Below are 25,530 nucleotides of genomic sequence, written 5' to 3'. Positions count from 1 at the left end.
GGCTCATCTCCAGAAATGAGCCCTAAAACAGAAAATTTCCAGAAGGCCTTTTAATGAATAGTGAATTTAGTCTGGCAGTTCTATATATAATCCGTCTTCCCGTATTTCCAAGGCAAACCGTTTCAATGGTCTGGTGCGGTGCTGGCATTCCTGGCCGGTGGCCAGGTTGAACCGGTAGCTGTGCCAGGGGCACACAATCTCATTAAGGTAGTTGGTGGTGCCGCGACTCAGGGCATCGCCCAGGTGCGGACAGCTGTTCTCCACGGCAAAGAAACCGGCGGCGGTATGGGCAACGCAGATTTCCTGGCCCTGCACTACCACGGCTGTGGCTTTCCGGACCGGGATTTTAGCCTGGGCCTGGGCGAGTGAGTCAAAGAGTTTTATCCAGGGCATAGGCGTTTGTACGAGTCTGGAGAAAGGGAAGTCGTTTTTGGGCTCATTTCTGGAAACGAGGCCAAAAACGGAAACGTCTGGACATGAAAAAGCCCGGAATCTTCCGGGCCCCTTACACCAAACTAACAAACAAAACTTTAATAAACCTAAACTTTATGAAGAAGCTGATTTTAAATCAACTACAATTTTAGTACCTGTGAAATCAACCAACCTGAGAGGGATTCAGGGGCTGTGGTCTGTAATTGTGATACAAAGATGGGGGGTAATATGCGCCTTGCCAACCGAAAGGAGAGGAACCGGGCGTTTTTCTGACTGAACCCCGAAAAAGGGGGAGTGAACCGGACTATCCTCAGATGAAGCAGACTATTTTCACGCTGAACCGGACCTTGTGCTTGCTGAATCTGACTTCGCTAAACCTTTATTACCTGGAAAGAAGCGGGCAAAAAAATAGCTTAAAAGTAGTCTATCACCAGAGCGCAAGCGGATAGTGTTCGACTACTTTTAAGCGTATTTGATTGTGAATGTAGAAGGTTTTACGCGGGTAAAACCTTAAGGTTTAGCGGATAACCAAATAATTGTTCAATATTTTCTGGCTCTCCTCAGTAGGTTGCTCCAGGAGCATAATTTTAAGGGTTTTGTCACCGGTGTTCCAGTTTTTGAAGTTGGTCAAGTCCATCCACAGACGGTCGCCAGCTTTCACATGCAGTTCGGTCACGGTTCCGTCAGCGGCTACCATTTTAAGCGTGCCTTCAGACGCAGCGTAAGCGGCCTGGTCTGGCGTAGCGTGGTAATCCAGGAATTCGCCGGGGGCCATCTCCAAAGAAAGGATGCGCAGGTTATCAGTCTTCAGCACTTGCTCGAAAACTTTGGTGTTGCGGGTAGTGGGTCCGTTGGTGGTTCCGCCGGCAAAAGCTGGGGTCATGCCAAGGGTTAAACAAACGGCAACAATAGCGGAGGTAAAACGATTTTTCATAATATTGTTTTTTATAGTTTTCAAATCTTTCCAGTAGAGCACCGCGCCTGGTTAGTGGGGTAGTGCTTTTGATTATATAGATGCAAATTACGGGAATAGGTTGCTTGCCAGCTAGTTAATAAAATGTTAAAAGACCACTTTATGGACGAAGGCGCAAAATCAAGTGACGAGACCGCCTTTTTGCGGGACGAAACGGGACATTATTTTTGGCCTCATTTTGGGAAATGAGGCCAAAAACAGAAAAACCGAAGGAATGGCGCTGAAAAGGCTTTGGGCAACGGCCTAAGAAACTGAAAATGAAGGTGCTTTCTGGCGAAGAACCAGATGAAATGGAACCAGTTAGTTAGGGTCCACATCTACCACCACCCGCAGATTTTTGAAGTCTTTGTGGTGCGTAAAGGCATAGACCGCTTCCTGAATCTGCTGCTTGGAGGCGCGCAAGTGGCCGCTGTCACGGTCTAGTTTCACATGGATTTCCTGCAGGAACTGGTTTCTGATTTTAAAGATGTGCGGCGGCTCTGGACCCAACACGCCGGTTCTGCCCAGGCGGTCCACCAGGTCATGGGCCAACAAGATAGCCGCCTGCTCACAGGGCCGGGCCTCTGGGTGTTTCACCGTAATCCTGATGATGCGTACAAACGGCGGGTACCGGAACTTCTGGCGCTCAGCAATCTCCTGTTCATACAGACCTTGGTAATCATGGTTAATGACTCTTTGGAAAATGGGCTGGTTGGGGTTGGCCGTCTGAATCAAGACTTTACCTTTGTTGCCTTTTCGTCCGGCCCGGCCACTTACCTGCACAAACAACTGGTACGCCCGCTCATGCGCCCTGAAATCAGGGTAATGAATGATGCTGTCGGCGCTCAGGATGCCCACCAGGCTCACGTGTTCAAAGTCCAGGCCCTTGGTCACCATTTGCGTGCCCACCAGAATGTCGGTGCGCATCTGCTCAAAATCCTCAATGATCTGCTGGTGACTGTTTTTGCGCTTGGTGGTGTCCAGGTCCATGCGCTGGATGCGCGCCTGCGGAATGATTAATTTGAGTTCGTCTTCAATCTTCTCCGTGCCAAAGCCCACCGTTTTGAGCATGGTAGACCCGCAGGCCGGGCAATCATTTGGTTTCTTTTCGGCGTAGCCGCAGTAATGGCACTTTAGCTCATTGGAATACTTGTGGTACGAGAGACTGACCGCGCAATTTTTACACTTCGGAATCCAGGCGCACTCATTACAGTCGATAAAGGGCGCGTAACCCCTTCGGTTTTGGAACAGGATGGCCTGCTGTTTGAGGTGCAGCGTGTCTTCCAGAGCATTGATCAGTTTCTGGGAGAAATGGCTGAGCATGTTCTTGCGCAGGCCTTCCTGGCGAACGTCCACCAACTCCACCTCGGGCAACGTGGCTTCGCCGTAACGCTCCAACAGATTCACCAGGCCCCAGCGGCCGCTCTGGCAATGGTAATAGGTTTCCACCGATGGCGTGGCGGAGCCCAGCAAGGTCTTGGCGTTATGGAACTGTGCCATGATCAAGGCCACCTCACGGGCGTTATAGCGCGGCGCAGGCTCATGTTGTTTGTAAGACGGCTCGTGCTCTTCGTCTACTATAATAAGAGACAGCGAATGGAACGGCAGAAAAATGGAAGACCTAACGCCCACCACCACCTGAAACCGGCCCGACAAGATGCCGTTCCAGACTTCCACGCGCTCATTGTCTGAGAATTTGGAATGGTACACACCCAATCTGTCGCCGAAGACGCGTTTGAGGCGCACCACAATCTGCGCGGTGAGGGCAATTTCTGGCAATAAGTATAAGACCTGTCCGCCGGCCTCTACGGCGTGCTGAATCAAGTCAATGTAGACTTCGGTTTTGCCGCTGCCGGTTATGCCATGCAAGAGCACCGTGTCTTTCTCACCAAAGCTTTCCAGGATCTCTTCTTTGGCCTTGGCTTGGGCAGGAGAGAGTTCGGCCATTAAGAAGGGGCCACGGCCCTCGGCCAGCGGGAAACGGCTCACCACCACCTCAAACTGCTCCAGCACGCCATTCTTCAGCAAGGTGTTAATAGCCGAAAGCGACAGGTGCGGGTTGGAAGTAAGCAGGTTTTTGTCAATGCCCTGGTCGTTGGCGCTTAAATCCTGCATAAGCGGACACAATTGCACGTACTTCAACAGCACATCCAGCTGTTTGGCTTTGGGCGCGAGTTGGTTGAAGAGTTCCTCCAGCGTCTGCTCGTCGGTGGCGAACATCGGAGCCAGCCTTATTTTCTTTACTACTTTGGGCGCGTACTTTTCAGCAATCTCCTCATAGATAATGATGATGTCTTTGAGCAGCAGCGACTTGATGATTTTATGGAAGCTGGTGAGTTGCAGCAGTTGGCCCACCTCCGTAAAGGTGAGGTGCGGTTTCTGCCGGAGCGCGAAGATGATGTTCTGCTCATGCTGGGTAAGCGGCCACTCATTGGTTTCCTCAGAGAACTGCGGGTGCAACTGAATCTTAGATTCGCTGCTGAGTTTGAGCGCTGAAGGAAGGGCGGCGTTGATGATTTCACCCAGGGTGCAGAGGTAGTACTCAGCCATCCAGAGGAAGAGGCGCAGCTGCTGGCCCGTGACCACCGGTTTCTCGTCAATGACTTCCAGAATGTATTTGGCCTGGTACTCTTTAGGCGGCGTCTCATGAATGCGCGCCACCACGCAGCTCAGCACCCGCTTGGCCCCAAACTGCACCAGCACGCGCACACCCACAGACACTTCATCGGCCATCTCATAAGGCACGCGGTAGGTGAAAAGTTTGGGCAGGGGCAACGGCAAAATGACGTCCGCGAACAGGGTTACCCGTTCAGAGACGTCATCTTGCGGAATATGGAATTCTAATTCAGGAGTCAAAGCGGGTAGTTTACGCCAAAGTTCGTGAAAACGGACCGTAAACGGAAGGCTTTGTTTTTCCTTATTAGTTGGCCCGGAACTCTTCTACTAACAAAGTCTTTTGCGCAGTTGCTTCCTGGGTTAGGTTTTGCAGGAGCGTGGTGTACAGCAACACGGGCTCGTTTTGGTCTAACTCCAGCTTTAACTGCTCAATAAGCTCAGATTGCACCGGCAGCCACAGTTCCTGGTCTTTGTGCTTGAACAGGAGTTCGTATTTGTAGTCTTTCAGTTCGCTTTTCTTGAGGCCATGGCTCAGCATAAGTTCATGGTTGGCCTGGGTCAGCTTCCGGAACTGCCCATCATACATCAGGTTCAGGCGGTACCCGGCTTCCGGGGTTTCAATGTTAGAGTTAAGAATGGTTTCCACCGCTACTTCGGGGTGGTTTTTGTCTAAACGGGCCCAGTACCCAGATCCGTCTTGCGCGAAGGTGGCGGTGGCGCAGGCCAACAGCAATCCTACCAGTACTATTAACTTCTTCACTTCAGGGGTTTTATAATGGGTTGAAATTTACAGGCGCGTGGGCACGAAAGCCATTCGCAGCTGTCTTACAAATTTCGGCAGGATATTTATTTAGTGCAAGGACGAAAAGCGTTACAAAGCCTAACTCCTTTGTTTTGAATCATTTTGCATTAAAAAACTTTCTTGGTTTATAGAGTATACCGTAAAAAGTGCTAAACTATTTTTCACCATTCTAGTACCTGCCGCCGAATAAAAAGGAAGTAGTATTTGGCTTAAAAAAAGGCGTGAACTTATAGTAGACGTTTTCTGTTTTAGGGCTCATTTCTGAAAATGAAGCCGAAAACAGAATCTGTTACTGAAGGATTTGGGTTTGCACCGCGGCTATTTCTTCGGTCACATCAACTTCGGAGGCCAAGGCTTGCAGACGCTGCAGCAGTTTTTGGAGAAATGCCTGGTGGGCCGGGCTCTCTGGGTTGAACGGTTTGTGCGCCAAGTCTCTGGACAACTGTTGCCAACGGTCTAAAAAATGGATGAAGGTGGGGTCGGCGTACGCACGCAAGAACTTGTTCCAGATGTACTCCTCGGCCAGGGAAGAGGGATGGAGCAGGTCATCACTGAAAAACCGGTAGTCGCGCAGGTCATCTAACAGCAGTTCATACGCGGGGAAATATGAAACCTGGGCATGTTGTTCCTGGGCCAGGTGCGCGGCCACCCGCAGCAGACTTTTGCTTACGCTGTTCAAGGGCAAGGTGTCTTTCAAGTGCCGCACCGGCGACACTGTGAGGATGACCTGCAGGTGAGGGCAATGCGTTTGAAGCAAATTCAGGGTCCGCTTCGTGCTTTCCTGAATTTCCTCTAGGGGCAACAGCCGTTTGTTGAATTGTTTCTGCGGCACCTTGTGGCAGTTGGCCACCACAGCGCCGGTGTCTAGCCGTTCATACACAAAAGCCGTGCCCCACGTGAGCAACAAAGCCTGCGCCGTTTTCAGGAACTCACCCACTTGTATCAGCTTCTCCCTCAGGTTCTGCAGCAAAACCTCTGGCTGTTCCTGCGCAAACGACGAATGGAAATCATAATGAACCCAACGCCCTTGCTGCTGCACCATTCCTTGCTCCAGAAACTCAAAATCCTGCGTCAATGCCGCGGCTACCAGCTTGTGCACCGACAGCGGGTTAAACACCGTCCCGAACGGGTTGACCAGCGCCTTCGCCTTGGTTTGCTCCAATTTCCGACCTATCACCTCGGCAAAGCAGGAGCCCAGCGTTACAATGCCCTGCGCGCGGTCTAAAGGCTTGGCCGCAGCGGGAATCTCTATCTCAGTTCTGAATTGCATGGTTGGTGATATTGGATTGAGAGCATGTTTAAAATTGTCTTTCGCGCTGCAAACTGATATCAAAAGAACCTGACTTTGCCTTTTTTTCTCACCATAGCGCTGCTATGCTGCTCAAAAAACGCTTCGCCAGAACCTTTCGCTCCCAATTTTCGCTTGCAAAATCAAATTTTAAACAAGCTCTGAGGCTAAGTTAAGTAAAAACTGCTTTTCGCGTGAAAAGGTAGATGGTTGACTTTTTCCGTTTTCGGGCTCATTTCTGAAAATGAAGCCAAAAACGAAAAAAAACTGTAGAGACCAGGCACCGCCTTGTCTCTTACGCATTGCCTCGGCATAACCAAAAACTCTCCATTAAATTGAGCCGTGGCTTTTCCTGTCTTAGGTGGGACAGGTAGGTCAAATCTTTACACCAACGCCAACAACTGACCCAATTCGTCAATGGTAAATTTAGGACAGGCCAAGTGGCAGGCTTCCACATCACCATAGCCAAAGGCAGCCCAGCAAGCGTCAATGCCAGCGTTTTGGGCGAAGGCCAAGTCTGCCTGGGTGTCGCCAACCATCAGAAAACCTGAGGGCGGCACGTGCGGGTAACGGGGCTGGATCACCTGCAGAAAGGCGGCCGGATCAGGTTTCTTTGGCAGGGGCAAGGCCGGGTTGTCACCGATGACAAGGTCAAAGTTAGAGGCCAATCCAAAATGCGCCAGCGCTTCCTCAATGGCCTGCTGGCCTTTGTTGCTGAGCACCACGCAGACAAGGCCTTGTTGCCGTAACTGCTGTAACAGCGCCTTAGCGCCGGGGAACAGGGTTGTGTAGGCCGCGCCTTCCTGGCTGTACAAGTTGCGGTAGTGCTGTACCCAATCCTGTAACTCAGTGGGCGGCACGTGCAGAAGCGGCGGGTACAGAAATGGCAGAAATTCAACCAACGTCACGCCTGATGTAATTCCATGTATAATAGCCTCCTCCGTAGGAATAGGCGCGCCGCGCTGGGCAAAGGTTTTCTGGAAAGTATAGATAATGGAGGCTTGGGTAGCGCAGAGCGTTCCGTCAAAATCAAACAAAATGACCTGGTAGTGCGGCATGGGGATAGGAGGGATGGGGTGAAAACAAAACATCCTGCCGCACCGGGTGCAGCAGGATGTGTACATGCTTGTGAATGGGAACCTTAGGCAGCCACCACGTTGAAACGAACCTGGTGTTTCACTTCTTTGTGCAGGTTCAAGGTAGCGGTGTACTCGCCCAGAGATTTAACCTCCTGGTCAAAGTCAACACGCTTGCGGTCTACGTCATACCCAAGGGCTTTCAAGGCCTCGGCTACCTGACCGGTAGTAACGGCACCAAAGATTTTGCCGGTCTCACCTGCTTTGGCAGGGATTTCCAACAAGGTGTCACCAATGCGGTTAGCCAGGTCTTGGGCGTCTTTCTGTATTTTGTCTGCTTTGTGGGCAGCTTGGCGAACGTTCTCAGCCACAACTTTACGAGCCGACGGGGTAGCCATTTCAGCCAGGCCCTGTGGGATCAAATAGTTACGGCCATAACCTGGCTTCACGTCAACAATATCGTTTTTGTAGCCAACGCCTTTCACGTCATCTTTCAGAATAATTTCCATCTGGGTTACCTCCTTATTTTAAAGAATCTGTTACATAAGGCAAAATTGCCAAGTGGCGGGCTCTGGCAACGGCCTGAGACACGCGGCGCTGGAATTTTAAGCTGGTTCCAGTTAAACGTCGCGGCAACAGTTTGCCTTGCTCGTTCACAAACTTCAATAAGAAGTTACCGTCTTTGTAATCAATGTACTGGATTCCGTTTTTCTTGAAACGGCAGTATTTTTTACGCGTGTCCTGCTTGTGGATTTTTTCGTTTACTAAACTCATGATGCAACGGCCTCCTTCTCTTTTTTAGACGATTTGAATTCACCTTTTCTGCGGCGCTCATTGTAAGCAATAGCGTGCTTGTCAAGGGCGGTGGTCAAAAAGCGGATGATTTTCTCATCTCTGCGGAACGCAAGCTCCAGGATGTCTACTACATTGGTAGGAGCCTGAAACTCTACAAGGTGATAGAAGCCGGTGTTCTTCTTCTGTATTGGGTACGCTAATTTTTTTAAGCCCCAATTCTCCTCGTGAATAATGTCGGCGCTATTTTCCTTAAGCACCTGTCTGAACTTCTCGACCGTCTCCTGCATCTGCACCTCGTTGAGTAACGGGGTCATGATGAAGAGAACTTCGTAATTTTTTAAATTCATTTGTGTGAAAATGATTTTGGTTCGAAGGGGCAAAGGTAAGCCATATCTGAGAATTAACCAAAAAATGTTTAGGAATGGCCAACTGGCACGCCATCGCCCCAACGCTCTGTCATGTAAGCGTTTCCCACCGGTTAGGTGCCATCGCAACATAACGTTACGCTTGCTTCAGCCATTCCTGTATATAAATGGTGTGCAAAGCCCAAGGCACGTTGGTAAATGGGTAAACGAACGTAGAGGAAGCTATAATAAGAAGGGCTTCCGTTTTCGGGCTCCTTTCCAGAAATGAGCCCGAAAACAGGGCGGTTATTCCTGGGCATACTATATATAATAGTATGGGTGGAAGTGATGCCTTTGTTAGACAGCGATGCGTGGCTGAGTTTCCATATGAAAGCCCCTACCCAAAAACCCGTTCTTAACAGTCATTCGCAATTCAGTTTCAAGAGGCGAGGCACCGATGGTCATACTGCCTGTGGCCTAAGTGCCATCTACAGTAAAACAACTTCAGAAAGTTGGCTATACAGGTCTTTCCGTTTTCGGGCTCATTTCCGGAAATGAAGCCAAAAACGGAAACAAGCTTCTTCAACAACTAGAAATAAGCCTTGTTCAAGCATGATTTCGGAGAAAAGAGAAATATAAATCAAACCCATGCAAAACAGGAACAAACGTGACAGGAGAGAGCTGCCCAGATTCACCGGTTTTTAGAAATGCCCCAATGGCACAAATCTGCAAACTATCTGCTGCTCTATTCTTTAGCGAATAGCCAACCGGCAGTATTTGCCTGAGCCGCTGCCAAATTAAGATGGAAATGAGCTGAAGGGCAGCCTCAAAATGCCCCAATCAAGAGTAATTTATAAACCGTCTAAATAGCGGTTAAAAGGCCTGTGGTGAATAGTTTAAGCGGTTTTTGACAGGGCTTTGTCAGTACTAATACCCATCTAAAAATAAGAAATATTGTGTTTGATTAATGGACTTAGGGTAGTAGATTTGTGCCCATAATGTACTTTCACCATCCTTAACACTACATTTAAGCTATGATTAGCTGTAAAAAGAGAGCAAAATACATTTTCCTACTCCCTTTTCTCTTCTTGTTCTTTGTGGTTTCCAGTGCATTCGCACAAGAGGCCGCTCAGGTAGGGACTGCGGGTGTAACACCGGGTTCTGAGACTCCCGCCGCTGGCGGTGGGGCAGATGCCGGTGTCATTGACGCGGGAAGCACCCTTTTCAAAAACAACTGTACGCAGTGTCACTCTGTGGGCACCGATGTAGTTGTAGGGCCCGGTCTGAAAGATGTACATAAAAGAAGAACCGATGATTGGTTGAAGAAATGGATCAAGAACTCCAGTGCTTTGATCCAGAGCGGCGACAAGCAAGCGGTAGAGGTCTTCAACCAGTACGCCAAGCAGCAAATGCCATCTTTTGCTCTTTCTGATGATGAATTAGGCGCTATCATCGCCTACATGAAAAAGGAAAGCGAGACGCCAACTGCCGTAACTGGACCAGGCGGAATTGAAGGCAATACGGCAGGCACCAACACTGGTGAAAACTCAATTGGTGCTGTTAACAGTAGTTCAATTGATTTGCTGTTAGTGGTATTGGTTATTGTGCTGATTGTGTTGGTGATTACATTGGTGATCATTGCCTCTGTTCTTAAGAACTACCTGGCCAACAAATCTGATTTGACCGGTGCTGAGCAGGAAATGCTGGCACAGCGCACCAATTGGGCGAATATCTACAAATCAAGAGCAGTCCGTATTCTGGTAGGCCTTATAGTAGTAGTAGTGCTGGTAGACCTTACCATGGACAAAGTGATGGGTATTGGTATTCAGCAGGGCTACGCGCCACGCCAGCCTATTGCGTTCTCTCATAAGTTGCACGCCGGTGACCACCAGATTAACTGTAACTATTGCCATACGTCGGTTTACAAAAGCGCCAGCGCCAACATTCCTTCGGCCAACATCTGTATGAACTGCCATAGCCAGATCAAGAAGGAGTCTCCAGAGATTCAGAAGATCTACCGGGCTATTGAAAACAACAAGCCTATTGAGTGGGTGCGCGTGCACAACTTGCCAGACCTGGCGTACTTCAACCACTCTCAGCACACCAAAGTGGGTGGCGTAGAGTGCCAGACCTGCCACGGCCCAATTGAAACCATGGAAGTGGTGGCCCAGTACTCGCCTCTGACCATGGGCTGGTGTATTGACTGTCACCGCAACACGCCTATGAACACAGAGGGCAACGCCTATTATGACAACCTGGTGAAGTTGCATGAGCAGCAGTCTAAAGGTGCCTTTGTGGTGGCGTCTAACGGCGGAACCGAGTGTTCAAAATGCCACTATTAATCAATTCCATATCCTGAATTTGAGTTTTTGAGATATATGCAAGAAACAATTAAATACTGGAGAGGGGTAGAGGAGTTAAACAACACTCCGGAATTCCAGAAGCATGCTCATAACGAGTTTCCTGAATTCCTGCCAGTAAGCGAGACAAGCGGAGGAGATGCTTCTACTCCCGTTGCGCCCAGACGTGATTTCTTAAAGTTATTGGGTTTTGGGGTAGCGGCGGCAACGCTGGCTTCCTGTGAGGCTCCGGTACGGAAGGCAATCCCATATCTGAACAAACCAGAAGAAGTAGAGCCGGGTGTGCCTAACTGGTACGCGTCTACTTATTTCATGGGAGATATCTACAACCCTATCTTGGTAAAGACCCGGGAAGGTAGACCTATCAAAATTGAAGGCAACACGCTTTCACCCATCACTGCCGGCGGTACGCACGCCCGTACCCAAGCTTCTCTGTTGAGCCTTTATGACAACAACCGTCTAAAAGCGCCATCCATCAGAAAAGGAGAGGATCAGTGGCAAGACACAACCTGGGAGAAAATTGACCAGGAAATCAGAACAAAATTAACAGGAGTGCAAGGCCGCGTGGTGCTGGTTTCTAATACCATCATCAGCCCTAGCACTAAAACCGTGATCAGAGAGTTTGGGGCACAGTTCCCAGCCTTTGAGCACGTAACCTATGATGCCCATTCTGCCTCTGCTTTGTTAAGAGCGAACGGCGGATTGGTACCAGGCTATGATTTCAGCAAAGCCAGAGTTATTGTTTCTATTGGCGCTGACTTCCTGGGTTCCTGGATTTCACCGGTAGAATACTCCAAGCAATATATCACCAACCGCAAGGTAACGGCAGACAATCCTAACATGTCGCGCCACATTCAGTTTGAGAGCTTCCTGTCTTTGACAGGTGCTAACGCTGATGTACGCGTGCCGGTGAAACCATCTGAGTATGGATCTGTGGTGGCTGCTCTTTACAACAGAGTAGCCGGCGGAACCGGGGCAGAAGCCATTCAGGCTCCCAATGCGGCCGCTGCCAAGCAAATTGATGCCGCTGCCAAAGAATTGCTCGCCAACCGCGGTGCTGCCTTGGTAGTCTCTGATTCAAATGACCCAGCGGTACAAACCTTGGTAACCGCTATCAACAGAGCTTTAGGCGCTGACGGCACTACCATCAATACAGCGGTTCCTTCTTACGTACGCCAGGGCGATGATGCCCGCATGGTGCGTTTGGTGAATGACATGAACAACGGAAGCGTTGGCGCCGTCATTTTCTACGGAGCCAACCCTGTGTATGACCACCCGTTGAGCCAACAAGTAGTGAGCGGCTTGAAGAAAGTAGGCGTAAAAATCTCTTTCGCAGACCGTGCTGATGAAACGGCCCATTTAGCGGACTACATCTGCCCAGACAGCCACTTCCTGGAGTCCTGGAATGACTATGAAGCCAAAAGAGGTTTCTTAAGCTTGGCTCAGCCTACCATAACTACCATCTTCAATACCAGACAAGCTCAGGATTCGCTTCTGAAATGGGCTGGTTCTACTTCTGATTTCTATACTACCATTCAACGTACCTGGTCTGGCATTGCCGGAAACGGCGCCGCCTGGGACAAGGTAGTGCATGATGGCGTGGCCACTGGTACCACCGGTGCCAACGAGCCAACTGCTCCTGCTGCCCCTATGACTTTAGCCGCGGCAGCGGTAAGCATTAACAAAACCAGCAAGGCCTCTGGTAACAGTTTTGAACTGGCTATCTACGAGAAAGTAGGTATTGGCGCCGGACAGCACTCTAACAACCCATGGTTGCAGGAAATGTCTGACCCAACCACCAAAGCTACCTGGGATAACTATGTGACCATGTCACAAGCTGATGCCGTAGCCAAGGAAATTGAGCAGAATGATGTGGTACGTGTGACCGCCAAAGGCAAGACTATTGAATTGCCGGTTCTGATTCAACCAGGCCAAGCGCCAGGATCTATTGGTATCGCTATTGGGTATGGTCGTACGCATGCAGGCCAGGCGGCCAACAACGTAGGTGCCAATGTGTACCCGCTGGCAACCGTTTCCGGAGACCAGATCTTGTTCTCTAATGTAGTAACGGTAGAGAAAGCAGGCGTTGACAAGCCAATTGCCCAAACCCAGACGCACCACACCGTAATGGGCCGTATTGTAGTACAGGAAAATACCCTGGCCAACTACAAGAAAGATCCTAAGAGCGTTACCGAATATATTAAGATTGCCACGCCAGATGGACCGCAGTCTCCGCAGAAAATATCGCTTTGGCAAGATTACGAGTATAAGAACCACCATTGGGGTATGGTCATTGACCTGAACTCTTGTATTGGCTGCGGGTCTTGTACTATTGGTTGCCAGGTAGAAAACAACGTTCCTGTAGTAGGCAAGCAAGAAGTGTTGAACCGTCGTGAAATGCACTGGTTGCGTATTGACCGCTATTACAGCAGCAACGCCACCCGTGAAGACGGTGGGTTTGAGAAAATGGAGAATCCGTCAGAGAATCCTTCGGTGATTTTCCAGCCTATGCTTTGCCAGCACTGTAACCACGCACCATGTGAGACAGTTTGTCCGGTTGCCGCTACTATGCACAGCACTGAAGGTTTGAACCAAATGGTGTATAACCGTTGCGTGGGTACCCGTTATTGCGCCAACAACTGTCCGTACAAAGTGCGCCGGTTTAACTGGTTCAACTACGCCAACAACGAGAAGTTTGACTACCAGATGAACAATGATTTGGGCAAAATGGTCTTGAACCCAGACGTAACCGTACGGTCACGCGGGGTAATGGAGAAATGCTCTTTCTGCGTGCAGCGTATTCAGTACGGTAAATTGGAGGCGAAGAAAGAAAGCCGCCGTCCGGTAGATGGAGAGATTGTGACCGCTTGTGCGCAGGCTTGCCCAACCAACGCCATCATCTTTGGGGACATGCTGGATCAAAACAGCCAGATCTCTAAGATCCTGAACCGCGAAAAAGGAGAACGTGCCTTCCACGTACTGGAAGAGCTGAACACTCAGCCAAACGTGACCTACTTAACCAAAATCAGAAACCAAGCTTAATTTAACACAGAAAGATATATGCAGCACGTATCTCCGATAAGAGAGCCCCTAGTAACCGGGGGTAAAACTTATGCAGACATCACGGAAGACGTATGCCGGCAGGTGGAAGCCAAGCCGAACATCCGTTGGATGATGGCCCTGGGGGTTTCTCTGGTTTTTCTCGGTATATTCCTTTATTCCGTTTACCGCACCCTCTGGTATGGTATTGGCGAGTGGGGTTTGAATAAAACCGTAGGTTGGGCATGGGATATCACCAACTTCGTATGGTGGGTAGGTATTGGCCACGCCGGTACGCTTATCTCCGCCATCTTGTTGTTGTTCCGTCAGAAGTGGAGAACCTCCATTAACCGGGCAGCCGAGGCGATGACCATCTTTGCGGTAATCTGTGCGGCCATGTTTCCGGTATTGCACATGGGCCGGCCATGGTTAGCGTATTGGGTACTTCCTTTGCCAAACACGTTTGGTTCTCTCTGGGTGAACTTTAACTCACCGCTTCTTTGGGACGTGTTCGCGATCAGTACTTATTTCTCAGTATCACTGGTATTCTGGTACATTGGCCTTATTCCTGACTTCGCTACCATTAGAGACAGAGCCACTGGTCCTATTGCCCGCAGAGCGTATGCCCTGTTAAGCATGAACTGGACCGGTTCTGCCAAGCATTGGTCACGGTATGAGACGGTGTCTTTGATTCTGGCTGGTTTAGCAACGCCACTGGTACTTTCGGTTCACACCATTGTATCTATGGACTTTGCCACGTCTGTGATACCAGGTTGGCACACCACCATTTTCCCTCCTTACTTTGTGGCAGGGGCTATCTTCTCTGGTTTTGCCATGGTATTGACCTTGATGATCATTACCCGCAAAGTATTTAAGCTGGAGGATTACATTACGCTGGAGCACGTAGAATCCATGAACAAGGTAATCACCTTAACAGGCTCTATTGTAGGGGTAGCGTATATCACAGAGTTCTTTATTGCCTGGTACTCCGGTGTGGAATATGAGCAGTATGCCTTCATTAACCGGGCAACGGGCCCTTACTGGTGGGCGTATTGGTCCATGATGACCTGTAACGTGATCACACCTCAGTTATTCTGGTTCCGTTCTATCCGGAGAAGCTTAACCGCCACGTTCATCATCTCTATCTTTGTGAACATTGGTATGTGGTTTGAGCGCTTCGTGATCATTGTGACTTCCTTGCACCGTGACTTCTTGCCATCTAGCTGGGTAATGTTCTCGCCTACCGCCATTGACGTAGGTATCTATGTGGGCACCATGGGCTTGTTCTTTACTTTATTCCTTCTCTTTGCCAAATTCTTTCCAGTTGTGAACATGGCAGAGGTGAAATCAATCTTGAAGTCGTCTAGCGGCGTAAGCCACACGCACAACCCAGACGCATCTATGCATGGCACAGCACCTAACCACCCAACCAAACATGACTAGTAAGAAATATATACTCGGGGTCTTCAACGACGAGGATGTGCTGCTGAACGCCATTGAGAAGATTCGCGCGGCAGGCACCAAAATTCATGATGTGTTTTCGCCTTACCCTATCCACGGGATTGATGATGTGTTAGGAATTCAGCGTTCGCGCCTGCCAATTGTGGCCTTTTTCTGTGGGCTTTGCGGTACCTCGTTCGCGCTCTGGATGCAGATTTACATGCTGGGGTTTGACTGGCCGATGATCATTGGTGGTAAGCCACACATCTCCATCCCAGCCTTTATACCGGTCACGTTTGAATTAACAGTTCTATTCGCGGCTTTTGGTATGGTGATCACGTTCTTTATAATCAGTGGCCTGCGCCCAACCATGAAGGTACCAGTAATGGATGTGCGTTCCACAGATGATAAATATGTAATGGCCATTGAACTGAAAGAAGGCATAGACATTACGCAATTGAATGATTTGCTCAGATCAAATGGGGCAATTGAAGTTAACGAGAAGGAGGTAGTTAAATAATGGACAACATCTTCAGAACAGGGGCCAAGGCTTCTTTCATTCTCCTCTCCGCCGCCTTTATGGCTGCTTGCGGTCAGAACTCACAGGATCCAGGTTTGGAGTACGCGCCAGATATGTATTATCCGGTATCCTATGAACCGTTGAAGCAACTTGACGGTAACAAAAATGCGTTAAACCCTGGTGGTTTGAACATGCGGGTACCTGCGGCTAATACCATTGCCCGTGGAAAAATGGCTTTTAATGTACATATCTCCAAAGACAGTGCAGAAGTAGCTGGTAATGAACTGACCAATCCTTTAAGAGGCAACATGGCCACATTGGAGGAAGGCAAAGTGCTTTACCTTCGTTTCTGTTCCCCTTGCCACGGCGAGACTGGCGCGGGAGATGGCTTGGTAGGCGCTAAATTTAAAGGCGTGCCAAATTTCACCCAGGGCCGTTACGCCACGTTGCCGGGTGGTCATATTTTCCATGTGATTACCAATGGACGTGGCCGCATGATGCCTCACGGTACGCAGGTAAACCCAGAAGAGCGTTGGAAAATTGCCATGTATGTTCAGCGTCTGCAAAAAGGCGAGACTGAAATAGCAGGAGATTCACAGGATACCGCTTCACAGTCAACTGATGCCCCTAACGGTGCCAGCACCAACCAGAACACAAATCCAGTAACAGGTACCACTACCGATCCTACCAAGGATACGCGTAATTAACCTTAAAAGGTAAATTAGAAATGATAACTGAAGAAAGACTAAGTATCCCTAAAAGAACCACCACGCGGTTCTTCTACATGATAGCCCTGGGATTAATCCTCCTGGTTGCCGGTCTTATCATTGCTGCGAACTTTAGCGGTGGTCATGGAGAAGGACACGAGGCGACAGCTGGCCATCATGTTGCCGGATGGGGACAAAGATTGTTGGCTAACCTATGGTTGAACAATGTGTACTTCACAGGCATTGCGGTAGTGGGCGTTTTGTTTGTGTCTATTCAATATGTAGCCTATGCCGGTTGGTCTGTCGTGATTAAAAAAGTGCCTGAGGCATTAGGAAGCTACCTATTGTTTGGAGGCGTGGTGATGTTGGGTATCTTCTTGATTCCAATTTTATTCACGGGTCATAACACCCTTTTCCACTGGACGGATCACTCCCTGACAGAAGTGGGCAATCCAAATTATGATGCCATTATAGCAGGTAAAAGCGGTTACTTGAATGTGACGTTTTATGTAATCAGAATGGTGGCTTATTTCGCCCTCTGGTACATGTTCTTTAAATGGCTTAGAAGAGAGTCCATGGCTGAAGACTTAAACGGAGGATTGGTTCACTATAACAAGAGCATTAAACTGGGTGCTACTTTCCTGGTAATCTTCGGTGTGACGTCTTCTATGTCTGCCTGGGACTGGGTTCTGTCTATTGACCCGCACTGGTTCAGTACTATGTTTGGTTGGTATGTTTTTGCCAGCTGGTGGGTATCAGGTTTGGCGGCTATCACCTTGACCTTAGTTTTCTTAAAGCAAGCTGGTTACCTGAAAATGGTAAATTCTAACCATTTACATGACTTAGGTAAGTTCTTGTTCGGTTTCAGTATTTTCTGGACCTACATCTGGTTCTCTCAGTTCATGTTGTATTGGTATGCCAACATTCCGGAAGAGGTAATCTATTTCCAGGAGCGTTTAGGAGGTAATAACAACCACTACACTTGGATTTTCTTCTTCAACCTTCTGATAAACTTTGCATTCCCATTCCTTGTTCTTATGACCAGAGATGCGAAGCGGCAGATGTTATTCCTAAAAATAGTCTGTATAGCCATCTTAATAGGGCATTGGTTTGATTTTTACCTCATGATTATGCCAGGCACCATGCGCGCAGCAAGTGGCTTTGGGTTAATTGAGTTAGGTACAGCCTTGACTTTCTTGGGTTTCTTCCTGGTACTGTTTACCAAAGAACTTTCTAAAGGATCATTGGTTCCTGTGAACCACCCATTCTTGGATGAAAGTGTTCACCATCACGTTTAAGACTTACATTTAAAGAAATAGATAATGATTAAGATTGCTGTAGCACTATCAATCATCCTTCTACTGGTAATTCTTTACCTTTTATTTAGAATCCAGGTACTGGCTTCTATTTTTAAGGGAAGCTACCGCCAAGATATAGGACGTAGCAACAAGGTGAATGCTATCCTGATGGTTGTTTTCTTTTTTGTGATGGGAGCCCTCTTTATTTGGTCTTTCCTAGATGCACAAGAAGACATGATTCTTCCCGTGGCTTCAGAACACGGCGTTGCCATAGACAGTATGTTCTGGGTAACCATGGCGGTAATTGGGTTTGTATTTGTGGTCACACACATTCTACTATTCCTGTACTCTTATAAATACCAACACCAGGATGGCAAACGAGCCTATTACTATCCACACAACAACAAGATTGAAATAATCTGGACGGTGATTCCGGCTGTGGTTATGGCTTTGTTGGTATTCTCCGGCTGGAAAACATGGGCAAGTATTACAAGTCCTGCTCCAGAACAATCTGTAGTGGTGGAGATAATGGGCAAGCAGTTTAACTGGTTAGTAAGATATCCTGGTGATGATAACAAGCTGGGTTTGGTGAAACACACCTTGATTGATGCCACTAATGAATTCGGTATTGATTTTACAGACAAGAATGCAGCAGATGACTTCACCCCAGGCACCAGCTCTTTCCACGTTCCTAAAGGAACACCAGTCTTGTTGAAGATCAGAGCCCGAGATGTAATTCACAGTGTCTTCCTTCCCCATTTCAGAGTGAAAATGGATGCGGTGCCTGGTATGCCTACGTCTTTCTGGTTTATCCCAACCAAAACAACTGCTGAAATGCAAACCGAAACTGGTAATCCAGAATTTCAATATGAGTTAGCTTGTACAGAAGTTTGCGGACGTGGTCACTTTGCCATGAAAATGGTGATGGTGGTGGACGAGCCTGAGGAATATGCCAAATGGGTAGCTGAACAGAAGAAGCAGACGTTTGCTTCACAGTTACAGGCTCCTACCGCCGACAGCGCAGCTGCTCCGCTAGCAATGGGAACAACAAATGCAGGTGCTACTTCTAGCCCTGTTGCAAAACAATAGTTATAATCTTTTAATAGTATTGTATGTCTAGTACGGATATTTCATTACATAAAGATGTGCATCTGGAGCATGATGATCATCATGATGACCATCATGACCAAAGCTTTATAGAGAAGTACATCTTTAGCCAAGACCATAAAGTCATTGCCAAGCAGTTTCTGTTTGCCGGTATTTTCTGGGCTATCATTGGTGGAACTATGTCTAGCTTGTTCCGGATGCAGTTGGGTTTCCCTGAGGCTACCTTTACGTTTCTGGAGCCTCTGTTAGGCAAGTGGGTAGAAGGTGGTAAACTCAATCCTGAGTTTTACCTTGCTTTGGTGACTATGCATGGTACCATTATGGTATTCTTTGTATTGACAGCCGGGTTGAGCGGTACCTTTAGTAACTTCTTGATTCCGCTTCAGATTGGTGCCCGTGATATGGCTTCTGGCTTTATGAACATGCTTTCTTTCTGGTTCTTTTTCCTGGCCAGTATTATCATGTTCTATTCCATTTTCCTGGAAACAGGACCTGCCTCTGGTGGGTGGACGGTGTATCCGCCGTTGAGCGCCTTGCCACAGGCAATGTCTGGTTCTGGAGCAGGTATGACCATGTGGTTGGTAAGTATGGCCTTGTTCATTATCTCCCAGTTGTTAGGGGGGGTGAACTACATTACAACAGTTATTAACTTGCGTACCCGTGGTTTGTCTATGGCTAAGTTGCCATTGACCATCTGGTCCTTTTTCCTGACGGCTATTTTGGGTCTGCTGGCATTTCCAGTTTTATTCTCTGCTGCCTTACTGTTAATTTTTGACCGCAGCTTTGGTACCAGCTTCTTCTTATCTGACATTTATGTAGCAGGGGAGGCGTTGACTAATACAGGTGGTAGCCCGGTTTTGTTCCAGCACTTATTCTGGTTCTTGGGTCACCCTGAGGTGTACATTGTAATTCTACCCACCTTTGGTATTGTCTCTGAAGTAATTGCCACTTGTGCCCGTAAACCTATCTTCGGTTACCGTGCCATGATTGGTTCTATGTTGGGAATTGCCTTGCTGTCTTTCATTGTATGGGCACACCATATGTTCGTGTCGGGTATGAATCCGTTCCTGGGATCGGTGTTTATGTTCCTGACCTTGATCATTGCGGTTCCTTCTGCGGTGAAAGTGTTTAACTGGATTGCCACTATCTGGAGAGGTAACATCAACTTCACGCCGGCTATGTTGTTCTCCATTGCCTTTGTATCCTTGTTTATCTCAGGTGGTGTGACGGGTATTATCTTAGGAAACTCTGCCTTGGACATTCAGTTGCATGATACCTATTTTGTGGTGGCTCACTTTCACTTGGTAATGGGTAGTGCCGCCTTCTTCGGGATGTTTGCCGGTGTGTATCACTGGTTCCCTAAGATGTTCGGCCGCATGATGGATGAGAAACTAGGCTATATCCACTTCTGGATTACGTTTGCCGGTGTGTATTTGATCTTCATGCCGATGCACTACATTGGTATTGCTGGTTTCCCTAGAAGATACTACACCTGGACGGGCTTTGATACGTTCAGCACGTTCATGAACTTGAATACCTTTATCACGGTGGCTGCAATTGTGGCATTTGCCGCTCAGTTCTTCTTCTTGTTCAACTTTGTATATAGCATTTTTAGAGGTAGAAGAGCTACAGAGAATCCTTGGAAGTCAAACACGCTGGAATGGACTACACCGGTGAATCCTGGTCACGGTAACTGGCCTGGTCCTCTGCCTGTGGTATATAGATGGCCTTATGACTATAGTAAGCCAGGTGCCCCTGAAGACTTTATTCCTCAGAACGTACCGTTTTCGCAGACACAGTCATCTAACCTGCCCTACGAGAGGGATTTTGAATAACGCATGAGCGATAAATCTTTTAGTGCTAAAAGGTTTACCAGGATAGGAGTCTATACCATAGCTGCTGTCTATTTTTTAATCTTAGTAGGGGGGATCGTCCGAAGCACTGGGTCAGGCATGGGTTGCCCTGATTGGCCTAAATGCTTCGGGTCGTGGGTCCCCCCCACTAATTTAAGCCAATTGCCTCCTGATTATTTGGAGGTGTACAAGGCAAAGCGTATTCAGAAGAACGAGCGCATTGCCCAGACTCTTGAAGGATTAGGTTTTACTAAGGTAGCCCAGGAGATATTTGCACATCCGTCTCAGTACATAGAGACGGAGTTCAATGTAACTAAAACCTGGATTGAGTATGTGAACCGATTGGTGGGCGTGGTGATCGGGATCATGATTTTTCTAACGGTGCTCTATTCATGGCCTTTCCTGAAGCGGGACCCAGTTATTTTCTGGGGAGCAGTAGCCTCCTTTTTATTGGTGGTGTTTCAAGGGTGGCTCGGTTCATTGGTTGTCTCCACCAATCTTTTGCCAGAAATGGTAACAGTACACATGGCCTTGGCTTTGGTACTGGTAGCTCTTTTGATTTACATAGTTGTAAGAGCAGAGAAAGTAAAATTCAGTCAAATGACGGTTCCTTCATCTGGAGCTGTATATTTCTTGATTGCCTTTGCGCTGGTGTTAACCTTTGTTCAGGTAATTATCGGGACACAAGTAAGAGAACAGGTTGATATAGTTTCCTTTAACTTAAATAACCAGGGAAGAGAAACCTGGATTGAACAGTTAGGAACCTCCTTTTACGTGCACCGGTCACTGTCCATTTTGATTTTTGTAGTCAATGTGGTGTTGTGGAGAAAAATGAAAGAGTTGGCGCACCGGAACATGAGGCAGGTGGCAAACGCAATAATGGTGGTGTTGGGATTAGAGATACTCTTGGGTATAATTTTAGCTTACTTCTCCCTGCCTGCTTTTGCACAGCCGCTGCATTTATTGTTGGGGACGGCCCTATTTGGGTTTCAGTTCCAGTTGTTGGCATATTACCGCTACGCTCAATTAAACAAAAGGCTTACACCCGAAATGGTGGCATAAACAAGATTATGTTCGTACAAGACGTAACCAACAATGCCCGTTCATCATCGGCTATGAGTAAAGTAACCGCGTATTTTCAGCTTTTAAAGTTCAGGCTGTCGGCTACGGTCGCTTTCTCGAGTGCCATCGGTTTTCTGTTGGGTCGCCCTGATTCACACTGGACAGATACCGCCATGGTCATGTTGGGAGGACTTCTGGTGACAGGATCTGCCAACATCATCAATCAGGTCTTAGAAAAGGACTTGGATAAACTGATGAAGCGCACCGCTAAACGCCCCTTGCCACAAGGTGTGCTTTCTGTACAGGAAGCCATTATTTTCTGTGTGCTGTTGGGCGTGGCAGGCTTGGTTTTGCTTGGTCTGCAGTTCAATTGGCTGGCATCGGCGCTATCCTTTTTGTCTTTGCTACTTTATGGGTTCTTTTATACGCCTTTAAAGCGAATTTCCCCAATTTGCGTGTTTGTGGGTGCCATACCAGGTGCTTTGCCGCCGTTGATTGGTTGGGTAGCCGGAACGGGTTACATTGGCGTGGAGGCCTGGGTCTTGTTCGGGATCCAATTCATGTGGCAGTTCCCTCATTTCTGGGCGATTGCCTGGGTTCTGGATGATGATTACAAGAAAGCTGGATTCAAAATGTTGCCGATGGCAGGCGGCAAGAATTTGAAGACTGCCATACAAATCATGATTTACACGTTGCTGCTGATTCCGTTGAGTTTGCTGCCTTTGCAATTTGGCATGGCGGGGAAAACATCGGCCTTCATTGCGGTTGCTTGTGGTGTTCTTTTTTTGATGCAGACGTTTTATTTAATGCACACCTGTTCTAAACGGGCAGCTATGAATATTATGTTTGGGTCCTTTTTATATTTGCCCATTGTGCAGATAGCGTTTGTGGTTGATAGACTTTAATATTCCATGGTAGCAAATACAGAATTACAACCAGAGCAGCGGAGAGGGGTACACCCACTCAAGTTCATGCTCGTGCTTTTGCTGGTGAGCATCATCATGATGTTTGCGGCCTTTACCAGTGCCTATATTGTCAGAAGAGAAGAGGGGAATTGGCTGGAGTTTGACCTTCCCAATATCCTGATCATCAATACGGTAATTCTAGTGTTGAGCAGCGTGTTCATGCAGTGGTCATATGTGGCCGCCAAGCGTGATAATCTGAAGACACTTAAATTAGCCCTGGCCTTAACCATTGTGGCGGGCACCGCGTTTTTAATAGGCCAGTGGGAAGCTTGGGGAGAATTGGTGCACAACAACGTGTACTTTGGTGGTAGCACCGCCAACCCGTCTGGGTCTTTCATGTATGTGCTGACCGGCGTACACGCTTTTCACCTGGTCACGGGGCTTATTTTTCTGATTATTGTAGTAATTTCGGCCTTCAGGTACCGGGTGCACTCCAAAAACTTGATCAGAATTGAGCTGTGCACCATTTACTGGCACTTTTTAGGCGCCCTTTGGGTCTACCTGTTCTTTTTCTTAACCTTGAACCATTAATAATCCTTTAACACATATGTCGCAGACTACAACCTTTGAGCAGCCAAACACAGGCACTTGGGATGGCGGTAACGAGCCATTTAAGGCAAGTTATGGCAAACTGATGATGTGGTTCTTCCTGTTATCAGATGCTTTCACGTTTGGTGCTTTCTTAACCACCTACGGGTTGGCCCGTCACCGTCACAAGGCCTATGAAGGTGCGCCAGAGGCGTTCACGTTCTCAACCGAGTGGTGGCCTATCCCGGAAAAAGTGTTTAACGCATTCCCTGGGTTCCATGGTGTGGATTGGCCGTTGGCGTTTGTAGCCTTAATGACCATGATTTTGATCTTGAGCTCTGTGACCATGGTATTGGCCGTAGAAGCGGGGCATAGAATGGACAAGAAGGATGTGGAGAAATGGTTGCTGTGGACTATTCTCTTTGGAGCTATGTTCTTGGGCTGTCAGGCTTGGGAGTGGACCCACTTTATTGCCGGTACTGAAGATGGTATGAAATTAGCCGATGGTTCTGTGATACATGGGGCGAATTTGATTGTGAACCAATACGGACCACCCTTGTTCGCTGACCTGTTCTTCTTTATCACAGGTTTCCACGGTACGCACGTTTTCAGTGGGGTGGTGTTGCTCCTCTTGATTTTCATCAATACCGTAAACGGGGTGTACCAGAGAAGAGGCCACTATGAAATGGTGGAAAAAGTAGGTTTGTACTGGCACTTTGTAGACTTAGTGTGGGTATTTGTATTTACCTTCTTTTACCTGGTGTAATTGTTTGACACGAAAAACTGAAAGATATGGCTTCGCATTCACATCATACAGAAGAACTGGCGCAAGGCGAGATTCCTAAGGCCCAGACCAGAATCATCTGGAAAACATTTATCATTCTCTGCGTACTCACTGCAATTGAATTTGCCTTTGCCTTCATGATGGAGGCCGGCACCTTACGGAACGCTATTTTCATTGGCTTGACCATTGTAAAGGCCTTCTACATTGTGGGGGAATTCATGCACTTAAAGCATGAGACAAAAGGTCTTATTTGGGCAGTGTTGGTACCTACCGTGTTATTGGTTTGGTTACTGGTGGCCCTGCTGGTGGAAGGTACCTTCTACGGCGAATCTGTTTTCAATTACTTTGACTAAATGAGTCCAAAAAAAGCCCTGGTACTGGGAACCCTTTTGCTGGTGCCGGTACTGGTGTTTTTATTTTTAAGTATGTTCGGGGAGAATAAATTTTCTCTCCGAACATATTATCCGTTAAGGGTTGATTCAACCGCTGTGCAAGGTGTCTGGCAATATGATACCGCGTACCACAAGGTGCCAGCCTTTCAATTAACATCCCAGACTGGCAAAACTTTCTCCAGCCAAGACCTACAGGGTACTATATATGTTGCCCATTTTCTGAGTTCTACTTGTGTTGAGCCATGCAAACAGGTGCTGACGCAGTTATCTAGGGTGCATGATGCTTTCAGGTTCAAGCCAGAAGTAAAAATCCTTTCCTTCACCCACACACCAAGCCAAGACGCAGCCCTGCAGCAGCTTTCTGCTACTCTAAAGGCGGATGCTAACAGATGGTTGTTCCTGACGGGGTCACCGGACCAATTGCAGCATTTAGCCCAGCAAGGGTTTCGGCAGCCAACTTTGGCCTTGGTAGGTACGCAAACAGATGCCTTCTCCAGTGAAACGCTGTTGTTAATTGACCGGGAGGGTCATGTGCGCGGCATGTACCAGGGGACAGACGCCTCAGAGGTAGAGCGGCTCATAACAGAATTAAATATTCTGCTTTCCATGTATGAACAAGATCATGCCAACTAAGTCTACCAATCCCAATGACACCCGCTACCTGTTTTTAATCGCCATTTTATCTGTGGTGGTTCCCTTGGTGGTGGCGCTTTTGTTGTTCATGCCCCAAACAGGCAAGCTAGGCGATTTAGACGTTTCCTTTCTGCCAGGGTTGCACGCGGTGTTGAACTCCTTGACGGCTCTTTCCTTAATAACGGGCTACTACTTTATTAAGAAAGGGAACAGAAGAAATCACCGGTTTGCCATGTCTACCGCCTTTGTGCTGTCTTCGTTCTTCCTGATTTCTTATGTGACCTATCATTACCAGGCAGCGCCCACCTCATTTGGTGGTGAAGGCACCATTAAGGCAATCTATTACTTTATTCTGCTAACCCACATTGTGCTGGCCGCAGTAATTGTACCGTTAGTGCTTCTTTCTGTGTATTTTGCTGTGTCAAACCAGTTTGAGCGGCACAAGAAAATCTCCAGGTGGACGTTCCCTTTATGGTTGTATGTGGCCATTACGGGTGTGGTAGTCTACCTCATGATTTCCCCGTATTACGCATAGTA

At 48.0% G+C, this 25,530-nt stretch carries 24 protein-coding genes; 15 read left to right on the top strand and 9 right to left on the bottom strand.

Going from position 1 to position 25,530, the window contains the following annotated elements:
* Positions 1 to 66: 66 nt before the first annotated feature.
* From IMY23_RS07575 to rpsF, 9 genes are all read right to left on the bottom strand, one after another.
* The gene (locus IMY23_RS07575; RefSeq protein ID WP_192821495.1) at positions 67 to 393 is read right to left on the bottom strand and encodes a Rieske 2Fe-2S domain-containing protein; all 327 of its coding nucleotides are present in this window, start codon (positions 391 to 393) and stop codon (positions 67 to 69) included.
* 556 nt (positions 394 to 949) lie between these two features.
* Entirely contained in the window at positions 950 to 1,366 is a 417-nt protein-coding gene (locus IMY23_RS07570) for a hypothetical protein (protein ID WP_192821494.1), read from the bottom strand.
* A gap of 339 nt (positions 1,367 to 1,705) precedes the next feature.
* Positions 1,706 to 4,240, bottom strand: coding sequence for a primosomal protein N' (gene priA, locus IMY23_RS07565; protein ID WP_192821493.1), 2,535 nt, complete (start codon positions 4,238 to 4,240; stop codon positions 1,706 to 1,708).
* Between the two features lie 64 nt (positions 4,241 to 4,304).
* The gene (locus IMY23_RS07560; protein WP_192821492.1) at positions 4,305 to 4,760 is read right to left on the bottom strand and encodes a hypothetical protein; all 456 of its coding nucleotides are present in this window, start codon (positions 4,758 to 4,760) and stop codon (positions 4,305 to 4,307) included.
* A gap of 331 nt (positions 4,761 to 5,091) precedes the next feature.
* Positions 5,092 to 6,072: a GSCFA domain-containing protein gene (locus IMY23_RS07555; protein WP_192821491.1), complete on the bottom strand. Its 981-nt coding sequence runs from the start codon at positions 6,070 to 6,072 to the stop codon at positions 5,092 to 5,094.
* Positions 6,073 to 6,473: 401 nt separating this feature from the next.
* Positions 6,474 to 7,148 (bottom strand): HAD family hydrolase, encoded by a 675-nt coding sequence (locus IMY23_RS07550; RefSeq protein ID WP_192821490.1) that lies wholly within the window; start codon positions 7,146 to 7,148, stop codon positions 6,474 to 6,476.
* A gap of 83 nt (positions 7,149 to 7,231) precedes the next feature.
* The gene (gene rplI / locus IMY23_RS07545) at positions 7,232 to 7,675 is read right to left on the bottom strand and encodes a 50S ribosomal protein L9 (protein WP_192821489.1); all 444 of its coding nucleotides are present in this window, start codon (positions 7,673 to 7,675) and stop codon (positions 7,232 to 7,234) included.
* 13 nt (positions 7,676 to 7,688) lie between these two features.
* Positions 7,689 to 7,940 carry a 30S ribosomal protein S18 gene (rpsR, locus tag IMY23_RS07540; RefSeq protein WP_048921044.1) on the bottom strand — a complete coding sequence of 84 codons (252 nt, stop codon included), beginning with the start codon at positions 7,938 to 7,940 and terminating at the stop codon, positions 7,689 to 7,691.
* Positions 7,937 to 8,308, bottom strand: coding sequence for a 30S ribosomal protein S6 (gene rpsF / locus IMY23_RS07535; RefSeq protein ID WP_192821488.1), 372 nt, complete (start codon positions 8,306 to 8,308; stop codon positions 7,937 to 7,939). Before rpsF ends, rpsR begins: the two co-directional genes overlap by 4 nt.
* A gap of 1,031 nt (positions 8,309 to 9,339) precedes the next feature.
* Between rpsF and IMY23_RS07530 the strand changes: the two genes are divergently transcribed.
* Genes IMY23_RS07530 through IMY23_RS07460 form a run of 15 tightly spaced genes read left to right on the top strand, consistent with a single transcriptional unit; the run spans position 9,340 to position 25,528 of the window.
* The gene (locus tag IMY23_RS07530; protein WP_192821487.1) at positions 9,340 to 10,647 is read left to right on the top strand and encodes a c-type cytochrome; all 1,308 of its coding nucleotides are present in this window, start codon (positions 9,340 to 9,342) and stop codon (positions 10,645 to 10,647) included.
* A 36-nt stretch (positions 10,648 to 10,683) separates the two neighbouring features.
* Positions 10,684 to 13,707 carry a TAT-variant-translocated molybdopterin oxidoreductase gene (locus tag IMY23_RS07525; protein ID WP_192821486.1) on the top strand — a complete coding sequence of 1,008 codons (3,024 nt, stop codon included), beginning with the start codon at positions 10,684 to 10,686 and terminating at the stop codon, positions 13,705 to 13,707.
* Between the two features lie 18 nt (positions 13,708 to 13,725).
* Positions 13,726 to 15,147: an NrfD/PsrC family molybdoenzyme membrane anchor subunit gene (nrfD, locus tag IMY23_RS07520; protein ID WP_192821485.1), complete on the top strand. Its 1,422-nt coding sequence runs from the start codon at positions 13,726 to 13,728 to the stop codon at positions 15,145 to 15,147.
* Entirely contained in the window at positions 15,140 to 15,664 is a 525-nt protein-coding gene (locus tag IMY23_RS07515) for a DUF3341 domain-containing protein (RefSeq protein WP_192821484.1), read from the top strand. Before nrfD ends, IMY23_RS07515 begins: the two co-directional genes overlap by 8 nt.
* Positions 15,664 to 16,371 carry a cytochrome c gene (locus IMY23_RS07510; protein WP_192821483.1) on the top strand — a complete coding sequence of 236 codons (708 nt, stop codon included), beginning with the start codon at positions 15,664 to 15,666 and terminating at the stop codon, positions 16,369 to 16,371. Before IMY23_RS07515 ends, IMY23_RS07510 begins: the two co-directional genes overlap by 1 nt.
* A gap of 20 nt (positions 16,372 to 16,391) precedes the next feature.
* The gene (locus tag IMY23_RS07505) at positions 16,392 to 17,669 is read left to right on the top strand and encodes a quinol:cytochrome C oxidoreductase (RefSeq protein WP_225986446.1); all 1,278 of its coding nucleotides are present in this window, start codon (positions 16,392 to 16,394) and stop codon (positions 17,667 to 17,669) included.
* Between the two features lie 24 nt (positions 17,670 to 17,693).
* Positions 17,694 to 18,758 (top strand): cytochrome c oxidase subunit II, encoded by a 1,065-nt coding sequence (locus IMY23_RS07500; RefSeq protein WP_192821482.1) that lies wholly within the window; start codon positions 17,694 to 17,696, stop codon positions 18,756 to 18,758.
* 23 nt (positions 18,759 to 18,781) lie between these two features.
* Positions 18,782 to 20,611 carry a cbb3-type cytochrome c oxidase subunit I gene (locus IMY23_RS07495; protein ID WP_192821481.1) on the top strand — a complete coding sequence of 610 codons (1,830 nt, stop codon included), beginning with the start codon at positions 18,782 to 18,784 and terminating at the stop codon, positions 20,609 to 20,611.
* A gap of 3 nt (positions 20,612 to 20,614) precedes the next feature.
* Positions 20,615 to 21,691 (top strand): heme A synthase, encoded by a 1,077-nt coding sequence (locus IMY23_RS07490; RefSeq protein WP_192821480.1) that lies wholly within the window; start codon positions 20,615 to 20,617, stop codon positions 21,689 to 21,691.
* Positions 21,692 to 21,699: 8 nt separating this feature from the next.
* On the top strand, positions 21,700 to 22,596 hold the full coding sequence (gene cyoE, locus IMY23_RS07485) for a heme o synthase (protein WP_225986445.1): 897 nt from the start codon (positions 21,700 to 21,702) through the stop codon (positions 22,594 to 22,596).
* Between the two features lie 6 nt (positions 22,597 to 22,602).
* A complete protein-coding gene (locus IMY23_RS07480; RefSeq protein ID WP_192821479.1) occupies positions 22,603 to 23,187 on the top strand; it encodes a cytochrome c oxidase subunit 3 in 585 nt (194 codons plus the stop codon).
* A gap of 16 nt (positions 23,188 to 23,203) precedes the next feature.
* A complete protein-coding gene (locus IMY23_RS07475; RefSeq protein ID WP_192821478.1) occupies positions 23,204 to 23,950 on the top strand; it encodes a cytochrome c oxidase subunit 3 in 747 nt (248 codons plus the stop codon).
* A gap of 26 nt (positions 23,951 to 23,976) precedes the next feature.
* Positions 23,977 to 24,321 carry a cytochrome C oxidase subunit IV family protein gene (locus IMY23_RS07470; protein ID WP_192821477.1) on the top strand — a complete coding sequence of 115 codons (345 nt, stop codon included), beginning with the start codon at positions 23,977 to 23,979 and terminating at the stop codon, positions 24,319 to 24,321.
* Positions 24,322 to 24,993 carry an SCO family protein gene (locus tag IMY23_RS07465; protein WP_192825075.1) on the top strand — a complete coding sequence of 224 codons (672 nt, stop codon included), beginning with the start codon at positions 24,322 to 24,324 and terminating at the stop codon, positions 24,991 to 24,993. It abuts the gene before it with no gap.
* The gene (locus IMY23_RS07460; protein WP_192821475.1) at positions 24,983 to 25,528 is read left to right on the top strand and encodes a DUF420 domain-containing protein; all 546 of its coding nucleotides are present in this window, start codon (positions 24,983 to 24,985) and stop codon (positions 25,526 to 25,528) included. Before IMY23_RS07465 ends, IMY23_RS07460 begins: the two co-directional genes overlap by 11 nt.
* Positions 25,529 to 25,530: the final 2 nt, after the last annotated feature.

Source organism: Rufibacter sp. LB8 (genome assembly GCF_014876185.1).
Lineage (GTDB): Bacteria > Bacteroidota > Bacteroidia > Cytophagales > Hymenobacteraceae > Nibribacter.
Note: the sequence above shows the minus strand (reverse complement) of the source record. Positions and strands in the feature narration are given on the sequence as shown.